This is a genomic window from Streptomyces sp. NPDC046859, assembly GCF_040645135.1.
Taxonomy (GTDB): Bacteria; Actinomycetota; Actinomycetes; order Streptomycetales; family Streptomycetaceae; genus Streptomyces.
Map to the genome: position 1 here is coordinate 13456 of NZ_JBEYXR010000035.1, position 11120 is coordinate 24575.

At 71.9% G+C, this 11120-nt stretch carries 13 protein-coding genes; 5 read left to right on the forward strand and 8 right to left on the reverse strand.

Going from position 1 to position 11120, the window contains the following annotated elements; translation table 11 throughout:
- The first annotated feature begins 57 nt into the window (after positions 1-57).
- Both ABZ899_RS33025 and ABZ899_RS33030 read left to right on the forward strand, forming a co-directional pair.
- Positions 58-1035, forward strand: a complete 978-nt coding sequence (locus tag ABZ899_RS33025; RefSeq protein ID WP_361353515.1) for a WYL domain-containing protein — start codon at positions 58-60, stop codon at positions 1033-1035.
- Positions 1036-1353: 318 nt separating this feature from the next.
- Positions 1354-1815: a hypothetical protein gene (locus ABZ899_RS33030; protein ID WP_361353517.1), complete on the forward strand. Its 462-nt coding sequence runs from the start codon at positions 1354-1356 to the stop codon at positions 1813-1815.
- Between the two features lie 83 nt (positions 1816-1898).
- On the opposite strand, the gene ABZ899_RS33035 is transcribed toward ABZ899_RS33030, so the two are convergent.
- Positions 1899-3623 (reverse strand): acyl-CoA dehydrogenase family protein, encoded by a 1725-nt coding sequence (locus tag ABZ899_RS33035; RefSeq protein ID WP_361353520.1) that lies wholly within the window; start codon positions 3621-3623, stop codon positions 1899-1901.
- A gap of 71 nt (positions 3624-3694) precedes the next feature.
- Positions 3695-4252, reverse strand: a complete 558-nt coding sequence (locus ABZ899_RS33040; protein WP_361353523.1) for a PadR family transcriptional regulator — start codon at positions 4250-4252, stop codon at positions 3695-3697.
- Positions 4253-4419: 167 nt separating this feature from the next.
- On the opposite strand from ABZ899_RS33040, the gene ABZ899_RS33045 reads away from it, so the two are divergent.
- Positions 4420-5808 (forward strand): pyridoxal-dependent decarboxylase, encoded by a 1389-nt coding sequence (locus ABZ899_RS33045; RefSeq protein WP_361353526.1) that lies wholly within the window; start codon positions 4420-4422, stop codon positions 5806-5808.
- Here ABZ899_RS33045 and poxB read toward each other — a convergent pair.
- From poxB to ABZ899_RS33060, 3 genes are all read right to left on the reverse strand, one after another.
- Complete coding sequence (gene poxB / locus ABZ899_RS33050) at positions 5794-7536, reverse strand: ubiquinone-dependent pyruvate dehydrogenase (RefSeq protein WP_361353529.1); 1743 nt, start codon at positions 7534-7536, stop codon at positions 5794-5796. The two genes, ABZ899_RS33045 and poxB, sit on opposite strands and share 15 nt — an antisense overlap.
- A 101-nt stretch (positions 7537-7637) precedes the next feature.
- A complete protein-coding gene (locus ABZ899_RS33055; RefSeq protein WP_361353645.1) occupies positions 7638-8360 on the reverse strand; it encodes an acetoacetate decarboxylase family protein in 723 nt (240 codons plus the stop codon).
- A gap of 304 nt (positions 8361-8664) precedes the next feature.
- Positions 8665-8844, reverse strand: coding sequence for a hypothetical protein (locus tag ABZ899_RS33060; RefSeq protein WP_361353532.1), 180 nt, complete (start codon positions 8842-8844; stop codon positions 8665-8667).
- Between the two features lie 290 nt (positions 8845-9134).
- On the opposite strand from ABZ899_RS33060, the gene ABZ899_RS33065 reads away from it, so the two are divergent.
- Both ABZ899_RS33065 and ABZ899_RS33070 read left to right on the forward strand, forming a co-directional pair.
- On the forward strand, positions 9135-9386 hold the full coding sequence (locus ABZ899_RS33065; RefSeq protein WP_361353535.1) for a VOC family protein: 252 nt from the start codon (positions 9135-9137) through the stop codon (positions 9384-9386).
- Positions 9383-9889, forward strand: a complete 507-nt coding sequence (locus ABZ899_RS33070; RefSeq protein WP_361353538.1) for a DUF664 domain-containing protein — start codon at positions 9383-9385, stop codon at positions 9887-9889. Before ABZ899_RS33065 ends, ABZ899_RS33070 begins: the two co-directional genes overlap by 4 nt.
- A 36-nt stretch (positions 9890-9925) precedes the next feature.
- Here the strand turns inward: ABZ899_RS33070 and ABZ899_RS33075 are convergent, their stop codons facing one another.
- The 3 genes from ABZ899_RS33075 to ABZ899_RS33085 all read right to left on the reverse strand — a co-directional run bounded on the left by ABZ899_RS33075 (position 9926) and on the right by ABZ899_RS33085 (position 11034).
- Positions 9926-10333, reverse strand: coding sequence for a DUF3224 domain-containing protein (locus tag ABZ899_RS33075; RefSeq protein ID WP_361353541.1), 408 nt, complete (start codon positions 10331-10333; stop codon positions 9926-9928).
- Between the two features lie 78 nt (positions 10334-10411).
- Positions 10412-10789 carry a fic family toxin-antitoxin system, toxin component gene (locus tag ABZ899_RS33080; protein ID WP_361353544.1) on the reverse strand — a complete coding sequence of 126 codons (378 nt, stop codon included), beginning with the start codon at positions 10787-10789 and terminating at the stop codon, positions 10412-10414.
- Positions 10789-11034: a hypothetical protein gene (locus ABZ899_RS33085; RefSeq protein ID WP_361353547.1), complete on the reverse strand. Its 246-nt coding sequence runs from the start codon at positions 11032-11034 to the stop codon at positions 10789-10791. Before ABZ899_RS33085 ends, ABZ899_RS33080 begins: the two co-directional genes overlap by 1 nt.
- Between the last annotated feature and the right edge of the window lie 86 nt (positions 11035-11120).

The window sequence follows — 11120 nt, forward strand, 5'->3', positions numbered from 1 at the left end:
ACGATCGGCTGCCGGATCGTGCCGCGATCCTCGGGGTGGACGGACTAGCCTGCCTGGGTGCCGAACGACCTCAGCCCCACCGCCCGGGCCCTGCGCGTCCTGGAGATCCTCCAGGTCCGCCCCGGTACGACGGCGACCGGACTCGCCGAGCGGCTGGGTGTGACGGAGCGCGCCGCCCGCCGTTACGTGGAGATCCTCCGCGAGGCCGGCATCCCGGTGACGTCCACCCGGGGGCCGCACGGCGGTTACCGGCTCGGGCGCGGGACGCGCCTGCCTCCCGTGCACTTCACGCAGGCGGAGGCGCTCGGCCTGGTGATGGCCGTGCTCAGCGGCCAGCCGACCGCCGCCGACCCCGAGGACCTGGTCAGCGCCGCCCTCGGCAAGGTCGTCAAGGCACTGCCGGAGAGCGTCGGCCGGGAGGCGACGCTGCTGCACACGTACGCGTCGGCCGCGCCCGACCCGTACGCCACCCGTCCGGACCCGGCCATCACCGGCGAACTCGTCGGCGCCGTCGCGGCACGCCACCGGGTGCGGATCACCTACCGCAGCGAAGCCGGTGCCCAGTGGGAGGCGGAGGTCGACCCCTGGTCCCTCGTCGTCCGCTACGGCCGCTGGTACCTGCTGTGCCACAGCCATCGCGCGGACGCAGTCCGCACCTACCGGGTGGACCGCGTCCGTACGGTCCAGGCGACCACGCAGCGGTTCGAACCGCCCCCGGGGCTCGACCCGGTGGCGGTGCTGGAGGAGAACCTGGGCGTCGGCTGGGCGTACCCCACGCGCGTGGTGTTCGACCTGCCGCCGGCCGAGGTGGCCCGCTGGATCCGGCCGCCGATGGGACGCCTCGAACCGCTGGGGGACGGCTGTGTGCTGGTGGGCAGCACCCGCAACCCGGCCATGTACGCGCAGGAGTGGCTGGCGGTGCTGCCCGTCGCCTTCCGCGTCGAGGGCGGGGAGGAACTGCGTGCGGCCGTCGCCGCCCTCGCCGCGCGCTTCACGGACGCGGTGGCGGACCCACCCGGCGGCCGGGCCTCCTGAGCGCACTGACCGTGGTGGCGGGCAGGACGGCGGCATGGGAATCTTCGAGGACCGTTCAGCCGCACGGGGACCGTTGCAGGCGCGCGACTGGGCACTGCGGCTCGCCCCGGGCTCCCCCTCCGCCGTACAGGCCGCCCTCGCCGGCGATGACACCAGCACGGCGCCGAGCGCCGGGCGAACCCCCGTGTCCCTCCCTGACATCTGTCAGGGACCGTGCGCCGGTTCCCTCGCCTAGGGTCTGTCGTGGACGCTTCGCGCAGGTCGGCGTCCGCGCTTCTCAGACCATGGCCTCAACAGGGGGAACCTATGAGCCGCTTCATGGATCGAAGGACGTTGCTGAGATCGGCCGGGTCCGCCGCGGTGGCGGGGTCGCTCGGGGCGCTGGGTGTCACGGCGCTCGCCACGCCCGCGCACGCGGCACCACCCGGAACGATCAACACCGACCAGGTGTTCGAGACGACGAACCGTCTGACCCACGCCCCGAACCAGCGGGGAACCATCACCATCGAGATCCGCTCGGGCTACTACGGCGGCTACCAGTACGGCTGGGGGCGCATCCAGGGGTCCGGCTGGGACCCGCGCGGCTGGGTCTGGCTGGACATCAGCACGGACGGCGGGCGGTCCTGGTCGTTCGCCGACGCCACCTACCTCTCGGACGGCACCGGTTACACGCACACGTCCGGCTGGCTCACCCAGGCCGACCCGAACTACGTGTTCAGGGCCAGCTACGACAGCAACCTCAGGGCGGTCAACCCGTACGTCCGCAGCGGGGTCTGGTGACGGTCCCCGACCGGTCGTGAGCACACCCTGGCCCGGGAGCCTCCGCCCCCGGGCCAGGGTCACGTCCGGTTCCGGCCGCGACCTCAGGGCATCATCTCGTACGCCCCCGACAGCGCCTCGACGCGCCGCCAGACGCGCTCCGAGCGGTCACCGTCGACGACCGGCCGGCGGACGGCGCCGAGGGCCCACCGCTGCTGGTCCTCGGTCGCGGAGTCCTTGCCGTGCAGTTCGACGGCGTGCGCGGAGAAGTCCCGCACGAGGACGGCGAACAGCTCGTCGAGCACGTCCTCGTCGAGGCCCGACAGGGCGGCCTGCTCCAGGACCAGCTGCCCGTGGACGACGAGCGCGAAGAGCTGCCCGACGGCGAGGAGCAGGTCGAGGTCCCGGCTCTGCTCCTCGTCGGGAGCCGCCGTGCGCACGAACTCGCAGAGCGCGTCGGCCTGTTCGCGGAAGCGGGCGACGTTGGGCAGGTGGGCGTACCCGTCGAAGGCCGGCCGCCAGTCGTGGAAGCGCACCGAGCCGAGGCCGCGGGCCGGGCCCTGGCGGAAGAGGAAGTCGTCGTCGGCCGCGTCGAGGCGGGTCGGGACGGGCTCGTACGCGACCGGGTCGAGCAGGTGGTTGCGCATGAACTTCAGGATGAGGGCCAGGTTGACGTGGACGGTGCCCTCCAGCTTGGGCAGGCCGCGGATCTCGACGGCCGCCTGGGCGAAGTAGTTGTCCTTCTCGAAGCCCTTGGCCGCGATGACGTCCCACATCAGGTCGATGACCTTCTCGCCCTCGGTGGTCACCTTCATCTTCGTCATCGGGTTGAAGAGGAGGTAGCGGCGGTCGTCGGGGCCCGCGGTGCGGAAGTAGTCGACGGCCCGGTCGCTGAACAGCTTCATACCGACGAGCCGGACGTACGCGTCGGTCAGCTCGCGGCGCACGTGCGGGAAGGCGGTGACGGGACGGCCGTACAGGATGCGGTTCTGCGCGTGCGTGACGGCCTCGTACATGGCGTGCTCGCAGATGCCGATCGAGGCGGTGCACAGGTTGAACTTGCCGACGTTGACCGTGTTCAGGGCGGCGTCGAAGGCGGCCCGGCCGGTGTGCAGGACGTCCTGCGCCGCGACGGGGTAGTCCTCGAGGCGGAACTCGCTGACGTACTTGGAGGAGTCGACGACGTTCTTCACGAGGTGGTACGCCGGGTGACGGCTGTCGGCGGCGAAGAAGACGTACCCGTCGGGACCCTCGACGTCGGTGCGGCGGCCGAAGACGGAGACGAGTCCGGCGGCGTTGCCGTTTCCTATGTAGTACTTGGAGCCGCGTGCCCGGAAGCCGCCCCGGCCGTCGGGCTCCAGGAGCATGTCGGTCGAGTAGATGTCGGCGCCGTGGCTCTTCTCGGACAGCCCGAAGGCGAACACCTCGCCCTGGGAGAGCAGTTCGGCGGCCCGGGCGCGGGCGGCGGCGTTGCCGCTCTGCCAGACGGGGCCGAGGCCGAGGATGGTGACCTGCCAGGCGTACCAGTAGTCGAGGCCGTAGAAGCCGAGGATCTCGTTGAGCGCGGCGATGCGGGCGGTGTCCCAGCGCTTGTCGCCCTCACCCTCGCCCGCCGCCGACGCGGGGGTGAGGAAGGTGGCGAACAGGCCCTCCTTGGCGGCGAAGGCGAGGAAGTCGCCGAGCCAGGCGCGGGTGCGGTAGTCCTCGATGATCCGGCGCTTGCCGCGCTCCTCGAACCAGTCGACGGTGGCGCGCAGCAGCCTGCGGGTCTCCGGGTCGAAGTGCGCGGGGTCGTAGGTCCGCGGGTTGAAGAGCAGCGCGTCGGCCATGGAAGCCGCCTTTCGGCTGGGAGGAGTGAGGGTGGGTCCGGGCCGGGGCCCGGAGGGGCGTGCCGCGCCGGTCAGTGGCCGGTGCGGAAGCGGGCGAGTGTGGTGAGGACGTCGTCGAGCCAGGCGATCATCATCTGCTCGTAGGCGATGCCGCCGCGCAGCACGACGTGCTGGAGTTCCCGTTCGGCGTCGAGCTCGTCCCCCGCCGGGGGCGTGCCGAAGTCGCGGGTCTCCCCCGCGCGGTAGTGGGCCAGGCGGGCCGCGTGGGCCTGGCGGTGCCGCTCGACCTCGTCGATGAGGGCCGCGGGGTCGGAGAAGGCGGCGCCGCGCACCTTGACGGCGAGGTCGTGGCGGACGCTCTCGGGCTCCGTCGGTTCGCCGAGCCATGCGGAGAGCGCCTGACGGCCTGCCGCGGCGACCGAGTACTCCTTCTTGTCCGGACGCCCGTACTGCGGGACATCCCGGACGTCCACCCAGCCGTCGCTCTCCATGCGCTTGAGCACGCGGTAGATCTGCTGGTGGGTGGCGGTCCAGAAGTAGCCGATGGACCGTTCGAACCGCCGGGCCAGTTCGTAGCCGGAGCCCGGCTTCTCCAGCAGGGAGACGAGGATCGCGTGCTCGAGCGCCATGCCCCGATCCTCCTATGCACCTCGTTGCATAGCAACGCGAGCGCGGTGAGACACCGGTCACGCGATGTGTGCCGTCCAGCTCATGCCCGACGCCATGGTTCTGCGGGGGCAGGATGGTCCCCGATCGGCCGCTTCCGGCGTCCCGGCGAGGTGGTTACGGTGCGGCCATGGACGAGCTGACGCAGATCCTCCGCCACGCCGCCGAGCAGGCCGCCGGCTACCGCCGCTCACTTGCCGAGCAGCCGGTGGCGCGGCCCGTGGACCACGCGGCGCTGCGGGCCGCCTTCTCCGCGCCCCTCGACCGCGCGGGCACCGACCCGCGCACGGTGATCGACGAGCTGGTGGCCGCCGCCGGTCCGGGGCTCGTCGCCTCGGCGGGACCGCGCTTCTTCGGGTTCGTCGTCGGCGGGGCACTGCCCGCCGCCACCGCCGCGGACATCCTCACCGCGGGCTGGGACCAGAACGCCTTCAACGCCGTGCTCTCCCCCGCCGCGATCGCCGCGGAGGAAGCGGCGGGCGGGCGGCTGAAGGAGCTGCTCGGCCTTCCCGCGACGGCCTCCGCCGGGTTCGTCACGGGTGGACAGGCGGCCAACACCGCCGGTCTCGCGGCGGCCCGGCAGCACCTGCTCGCCGAGGCCGGCTGGGACGTCGGACGCCAGGGGCTGGCCGGTGCCCCGCGCCTGCGGGTGGTCGCGGGTACGGAGCGGCACGCCACCGTCGACCGCTCCCTGCGGCTGCTCGGCCTCGGCACCGACTGCGTCCAGCCGGTGCGCACCGACGACCGCGGGGCGCTCGACATCGACGACCTGCGCCGCGTGCTGGCCTCCGACCCCGATGCGCTCACGATCGTGTGCGCGCAGGCCGGCAACGTGAACACCGGCGCCTGTGACGACCTCCGGGCGACCTGCGACCTCACCCACGCGGCCGGCGGCTGGGTGCACGTGGACGGGGCCTTCGGCCTGTGGGCGGCCGCGAGCCCGGCGACCCGCCACCTCGTCGACGGTGTCGAGCTGGCCGACAGCTGGGCGTGCGACGGGCACAAGTGGCTCAACGTGCCCTACGACTGCGGTTACGCCCTCTGCTCCCGCCCCGCCGTCCACGCCGGCGCCCTGTCGTACACCGCGTCCTATCTCACCCGGGCCGAGGCGACACCGGCCGGTGGCGCCGACTACACCGCCGAGTCGTCCCGCCGGGCACGGGGTTTCGCCACCTGGGCGGCGCTCCGCGAGCTCGGCCGTGACGGCGTCGCCGCACTCGTGGACCGCTGCTGCGCGCTCGCCCGGCGCTTCGCCGACGGCCTGTCGGCGGCGGGCTTCGACGTCGTCAACGAGGTGACGCTCAATCAAGTCCTCGTCGGGTTCGGGTCGGACGCCCGCACGGACGCCGTCGTCCGGGCGGTTCAGGAGGACGGCACCTGCTGGGTCGGGGCCACGACTTGGCGCGGGCGCCGGCTGATGCGTATCTCGGTGTCCGGCCACGCCACGACCGAGGCGGACGTGGACCGCTCGGTCGCGGCGATGGTGCGGCAAGCGAGAAGCCGCTCACATCAGGGGTAGTTGCCTGAAGTTCGTCTTGGCCAGTTCCACGATCTCGTCCCCCCGCCCCGTGAGGATCGTGCGGGTGGCGAAGAGGGTGAAGCCCTTCATCTGCTCGAACGTGATGCTCGGCGGCAGGGAGAGCTCCTGGCGGGCGGTCCGCGCGTCCACGACCGCGGGACCTTGGTGCGCGAACGCCTTCCGCAGTGTCTCCTCGAGCTGGTCGGCGCGGTCGACGCGCGCCCCGAAGAGGCCGATTGCGCGGGCGACCGCGCCGAAGTCCAGGTCCGGCAGGTCGGTGCCGTAGTTGACGATGCCTCCGGCCTTCATCTCGAGTTCCACGAACGACAGGGCCTGGTTGTTGAAGACGATGACCTTCACGGGCAGGTCGAGGTGCCGCAGGGTGATCAGCTCGCCCAGGAGCATGCTGAGCCCGCCGTCCCCGCACAGGGCCACGGCCTGGCGTCCCGGCCCCGAGGCGCACAGGGCGCCGATGGCCTGGGGCAGGGCGTTCGCCATGCTGCCGTGGTTGAAGGAGCCGATGAGCCGGCGCTGGCCGTTCATCGTGAGGTAGCGGGCCGCCCACACGGTGGGTGTGCCGACGTCCGCGGTGAAGACGGCGTCGGCGGAGGCGTGCCGGTCGACGGCGGCCGCGACCTGCTGCGGGTGCATCACCGACGCGGACGGCTTGCCCTCGGTGAGGTCGTCGAGGCGGGAGCGCACCGTGCGGTAGTGCCCGGTGAGCTTGTCCAGGAACTTCGTGTCGCCCTTGGGCCGGATCAGCGGCAGCAGGGCGGCGGCGGTGTCCTTGACCGTGCCGACCAGGGGCACCTTGACGCCGACCCGGCGTCCGATGTGCTCCCCGCGGATGTCGACCTGGACCACCGGGACGCCGGGGGCGGGGTAGAACGGCCGGTAGGGGAAGTCCGTGCCGAGCATGAGCAGGGCGTCGCAGTGCTCCATCGCCCGGTACCCGGAGCTGTATCCGATCAGACCGGTCAGCCCCACGTCGTACGGGTTGTCGTACTCCAGGAAGTCCTTGCCGCGCAGCGCGTGCACGATCGGGGCCTTCAGCGCTCCGGCCAGCGCCATGACCTCGTCGTGGGCGCCCTGGCATCCGGCCCCGCCCAGGATGGTCACCCGCTCGGCACGGTTGAGGACGTCCGCGGCCGCCGCCAGGGCGGCGCTGTCGGGGGTGACGTGCGAGGTCGTGGCCCGGACGGGATGGGAGAACGCCGCGGCGTCACCACGGGCGAGGAGCATGTTGCCGGGGACGACGAGGACGGACACACCCCTGCGCTCCAGGGCCGTGCGCATCGCGATCCGCAGCAGTCGCGGCACCTGCTCGGCCGTCGCGGCCAGTTCGGCGTAGACGCTGCACTCGCGGAACAGCTCCTGCGGATGCGTCTCCTGGAAGTACTCGCCGCCGATCTCCTCGGCCGGGATGTGAGCGGCGAGCGCCAGGACCGGGACCCGACTGCGCTGGGCGTCGTACAGGCCGTTGATGAAGTGCAGATTGCCCGGACCGCAACTGCCCGCCACCACCGCGAGTTCACCCGTGAGCGCGGCCTCCCCGGCGGCGGCGAAGGCGGCGCTCTCCTCATGGCGCACGTGCGCCCACCGTATGGTGCCGTTGCGGCGCAGAGCATCCGTGAACCCGTTGAGGGAGTCGCCGGGGAGACCGTAGACGCGGCGAACTCCGGAGGCCGCGAGGGCCTCCACCATGCAGTCGGCAACTGTCGTGCTCATCTGTGGGCACCTTACTGTTCTGGATGAAGTCGAGGCCGGCTCGCGGCCGGAACAACGGCTGTATGCCGTCGGGAATTCAGCGGGGACAACGGACACCCGCGTCAGGTCAGCGGAAACACCTGCGTTACGTTGTACGACATCGATCCCCGGAATCCCATGCCCGCCCGCACCGGGCGGAGATCGGCGAGTTCCTCGCGCGGCGCCTGGAAGAGCTCGATCTCGCCGCTGCCGATCCACACGTCGGCCAGTTGCTGGTCGCCGTAGTCCATGCGCACCAGTTCGTGCACCGCCGGCTTCTCGTACTTGCCCACTTCGAGCGTCGGGAAGTGCCGCAGATTGATGGTGTCCCGGCTCAGCAGAGGCGACGGGTCCTCCAGGGGCTTCTCCAGGGTGACCCTGGCCTGGGCGAGCGTCCGTTCGTCGCAGGAGACGCCGGCGCCGAAACACGCGCCGGGCGACAGCGTGGGCGACGCCTTCCCCGGTGAGGCGAAGACCCGGGTCTGGTGGACCCGCCCGATCTTCTTCGGGAATCCCTGGACGAGCCCGCGTGCCAAGGCGTGGTGATTGTCGACGTAGATGTACGGGCACCAGGAGACAGGCCGGCCGTCGTAGTGGGCGTCGACGAGGACGAAGAACTCGCGGTACTGGCTGTAGACCGGGTCGAGGTATTCGTCGTTCTCCCGTTGAACTGCCAGTCGAAGAAATAGGCGACAACTCGGCCGGACGATTCCGGATCGGCGGTCAGCCCCTCGGGGAGCGTGGCTTCCGCGGCCGCGGGATCGGTCCAGAATTCGACCCCGAGGACGTCTCCGGCGTAATGCCAGGGGGGTTCCGGGGCCTCGTTCGCCTCACCTTTCGGGGAAAGTGGGACAGTGTATCCCTTGAGCATGATTACCTCCAGCTGGGAACGGAGGGAAACAGGCATATCGCGGCAGCCGCCCTTTTCCCCATGAGAGGCGTACCGATACAAAGTAACGTGGATACTCGGCCGTTGCCTGGGGAGCGGCGGGGTGCGGAGACCGCCATTGCCGCCGGGCGACGATGACGGCCGACTTGTCGTCGCTCTCCTCAAATGGGCCCGCCCCTCCGTTTGTTGCCGTCGCGCCGGTGGGGGTCCGGCCGGGCTCGTCAGCCGGTGCGCGGGGTCAGTGCGGCGCGGTCGAACGGACCGGCGTGCGTGACGGCGTCGTCGACGGCGTCGCGGGGGAACGACCGCCCGCGTTCGGGGGCGAGGTCCGGCGCGCCGGAGGTGAGAAGCCGGACGATTCCGGCGTTGGCGGTGCGCGAGGCCCTCCACTGCCCCCGCACGGTGATCGAGTTGCGCGGGATCCAGGGGCAGGCCAGCGCGAGGACGTCGCCCCCACCGCGAGCGGGGCCCAGGGGGCCGGTGCACCCCCCGCCTCCGAGGGCAGCGGGAAGGCGTTCTCGGTCGGCACACGCAGGGGGTCGGGGGACCATCGGTCGGACGCGCACGGGACCCACCGTCCGCGCTGCGCCGCGTCCACGTCGGCATGTCACCGCGACGCCCCCGCGAGCACCGTTGGCGATTCCTGCGATCGGCTGTGCGGAGACGGCTGGGTAGGAGATCCTTGATCTCCGTGACCCATACGACGACCGACATCCCGTGGCCCGGAAAGATCAGCGCCCTCACCCTCCCCCCGCGCGTCGCCGGCCCGGACGCCGGCTCCCGCCTTCAGCTCACCCTTCCCGTGGACGACGTGGACGCGATGTGCGGGGAACTGACCGCCCGCGGCGTGACGCCGCCGAACGGCCCCGTGGACCGGCCCTGGGGCATCCGCACCGCCGGCTTCGGGGATCCGGGCGGCCGCATCCGGGAGATCGCACAGTGACCGCGCCCGCGAAGACCGAACTCCAGGCCCTGCTGTCCTTCCTGGACGCCCAGCGCCGCCATGTCCTGGGCATCCTCGACGGATTGGACCCGGAGGCACTGCGGCGGCCGGTGCTGCCGTCGGGGTGGAACTGCCTCGGGCTCGTCCAGCACCTCGCGCTGGACGTCGAGCGGTTCTGGTTCCGGGCCGTAGTCACCGGCGACCCGGGCGTCATCGAGGCCCTGGACGCCGTGGAGGACGCCTGGCAGGTGGCCCCCGACGTACCGCACACCGAGGTGCTCGACCGCTACCGCACGGAGGCGGGCCTCGCCGACGCCGCCGTCGCCGCCATGGACGCGGACGCCCCTCTGGCCTGGTGGCCCCACCACCTCTTCGGCGCACCACACCTGCACACCGTCCGGGACGTCCTGCTGCACGTCATCACCGAGACGGCGTGCCACGCCGGGCATCTGGACGCCGCATGCGAACTGCTCGACGGACGGCGATGGCTGGTGCTGCCCTGAGCGGCTGCGGCTCGGACGCGCCGTTCAGCCGCCGGTTCAGCCGATTTCGTAGTCGAACCAGATGCGGTGCGTGCCGTCGCCGTCGACGGCCATCCCTCCGGCACCGGTGATCCCCGCGAGCTCGCCGGTGCCGCTCGACGGCACGATGGTGAAGAACTCTGCCGTGCGGTCGCCGCCGGACGTGGTCGCGGAGTGCGCGAAGTTGAAGGCCCCCTCCCGTCCGTGCAGTGAGCCTTCGAACGACTCCATGGCCACATAGGTGCCGACGCCGGTCACCTGGTCGAACGCGGCGGTGAACAAGGTCGCCGAGCGCCCGGCGGCCTCTCCCTCGAAGGTCTTCTCCATCCTCGCGACCCCCACGGGCAGCGCGGTGGACACCTCCAGCTCGGGCTTCAGCTCGGTCGGGACGAACGCCTTGACGGTGAAAGTTGCCGTGGCTCTCATGCCCCGACCGTACTGAGGAGGTCTGACAATCGCGGCTGGATCACACGTCCCCCGCACCCGGAGACGAGTCGCCGCTGCTCAGGTCGCCGTGGGCCAGCCGCGGAGCAGGGTCGCGATCCGCCCGGCCGTGCACGTCGGGTCGAGGAGCAGGTCCTTGAGGGCCATGGCGTGCTCGCGGGCCGGCTTGACGGTGATCCCGGCCGCCTCCAGGTACATGACGCCGGTCGCGGCGGCCACCGCCATGTTCGAGCGCTCCAGCCAGCGGCACCGGCCGAGCGTGTGCACCAGGGCCGCCGCCTTGGCGTACGGGCTGTCGTAGACGGACTGCTCGAACAGCTCGGCGCGGTGGCGCGCGACCGCCGAGACGGGGACGCCGTAGTCGTCGGGCGCCGGGTCGTTCGCCCCGGCGATCTCGGTGACCTGCAGGATCCAGGGGACGTCGATGTGCAGGTCCATCAGGCGGCGCGCGCTCCCCCGGCTGCCCGCGCCTGCTCGGTGTCCTCGGCCTCGTCGAAGATCGCCTGGTGTTCCGCGAGGAACCGTCCGGCGGCCTCCACCGCGCGGGCGCGCAGCCCGCTGGCGTCGTCGTGCACCAGCCGGGCGAGGTAGTCCCCGACGCTCAGCCCCAGGTCGGCGGCGCGTTTCTTCGCGAGGTCCGCGATGTCCTCGTCCACGCGCGCGCCCAGCTGTGTCTTCGCCATGCCGGAATGGTAACAGCTGTTACCTGTTCCGTGGAAGCCACGGACCCCTCTCCCCGCGGCGGGCCGCGCCCGTCCGCTTCCCGCGT

Bases quoted from the DNA above. Each gene is read 5' to 3' on its own strand.
- ABZ899_RS33030 (WP_361353517.1), top strand. From the start codon at position 1,354: ATGGATCGAAGGACGTTGCTGAGATCGGCCGGGTCCGCCGCGGTGGCG.
- ABZ899_RS33035 (WP_361353520.1), bottom strand. From the start codon at position 3,623: ATGGCCGACGCGCTGCTCTTCAACCCGCGGACCTACGACCCCGCGCAC.
- ABZ899_RS33040 (WP_361353523.1), bottom strand. From the start codon at position 4,252: ATGGCGCTCGAGCACGCGATCCTCGTCTCCCTGCTGGAGAAGCCGGGC.
- ABZ899_RS33045 (WP_361353526.1), top strand. From the start codon at position 4,420: ATGGACGAGCTGACGCAGATCCTCCGCCACGCCGCCGAGCAGGCCGCC.
- poxB (WP_361353529.1), bottom strand. From the start codon at position 7,536: ATGAGCACGACAGTTGCCGACTGCATGGTGGAGGCCCTCGCGGCCTCC.
- ABZ899_RS33075 (WP_361353541.1), bottom strand. From the start codon at position 10,333: ATGAGAGCCACGGCAACTTTCACCGTCAAGGCGTTCGTCCCGACCGAG.
- ABZ899_RS33080 (WP_361353544.1), bottom strand. From the start codon at position 10,789: ATGGACCTGCACATCGACGTCCCCTGGATCCTGCAGGTCACCGAGATC.
- ABZ899_RS33085 (WP_361353547.1), bottom strand. From the start codon at position 11,034: ATGGCGAAGACACAGCTGGGCGCGCGCGTGGACGAGGACATCGCGGAC.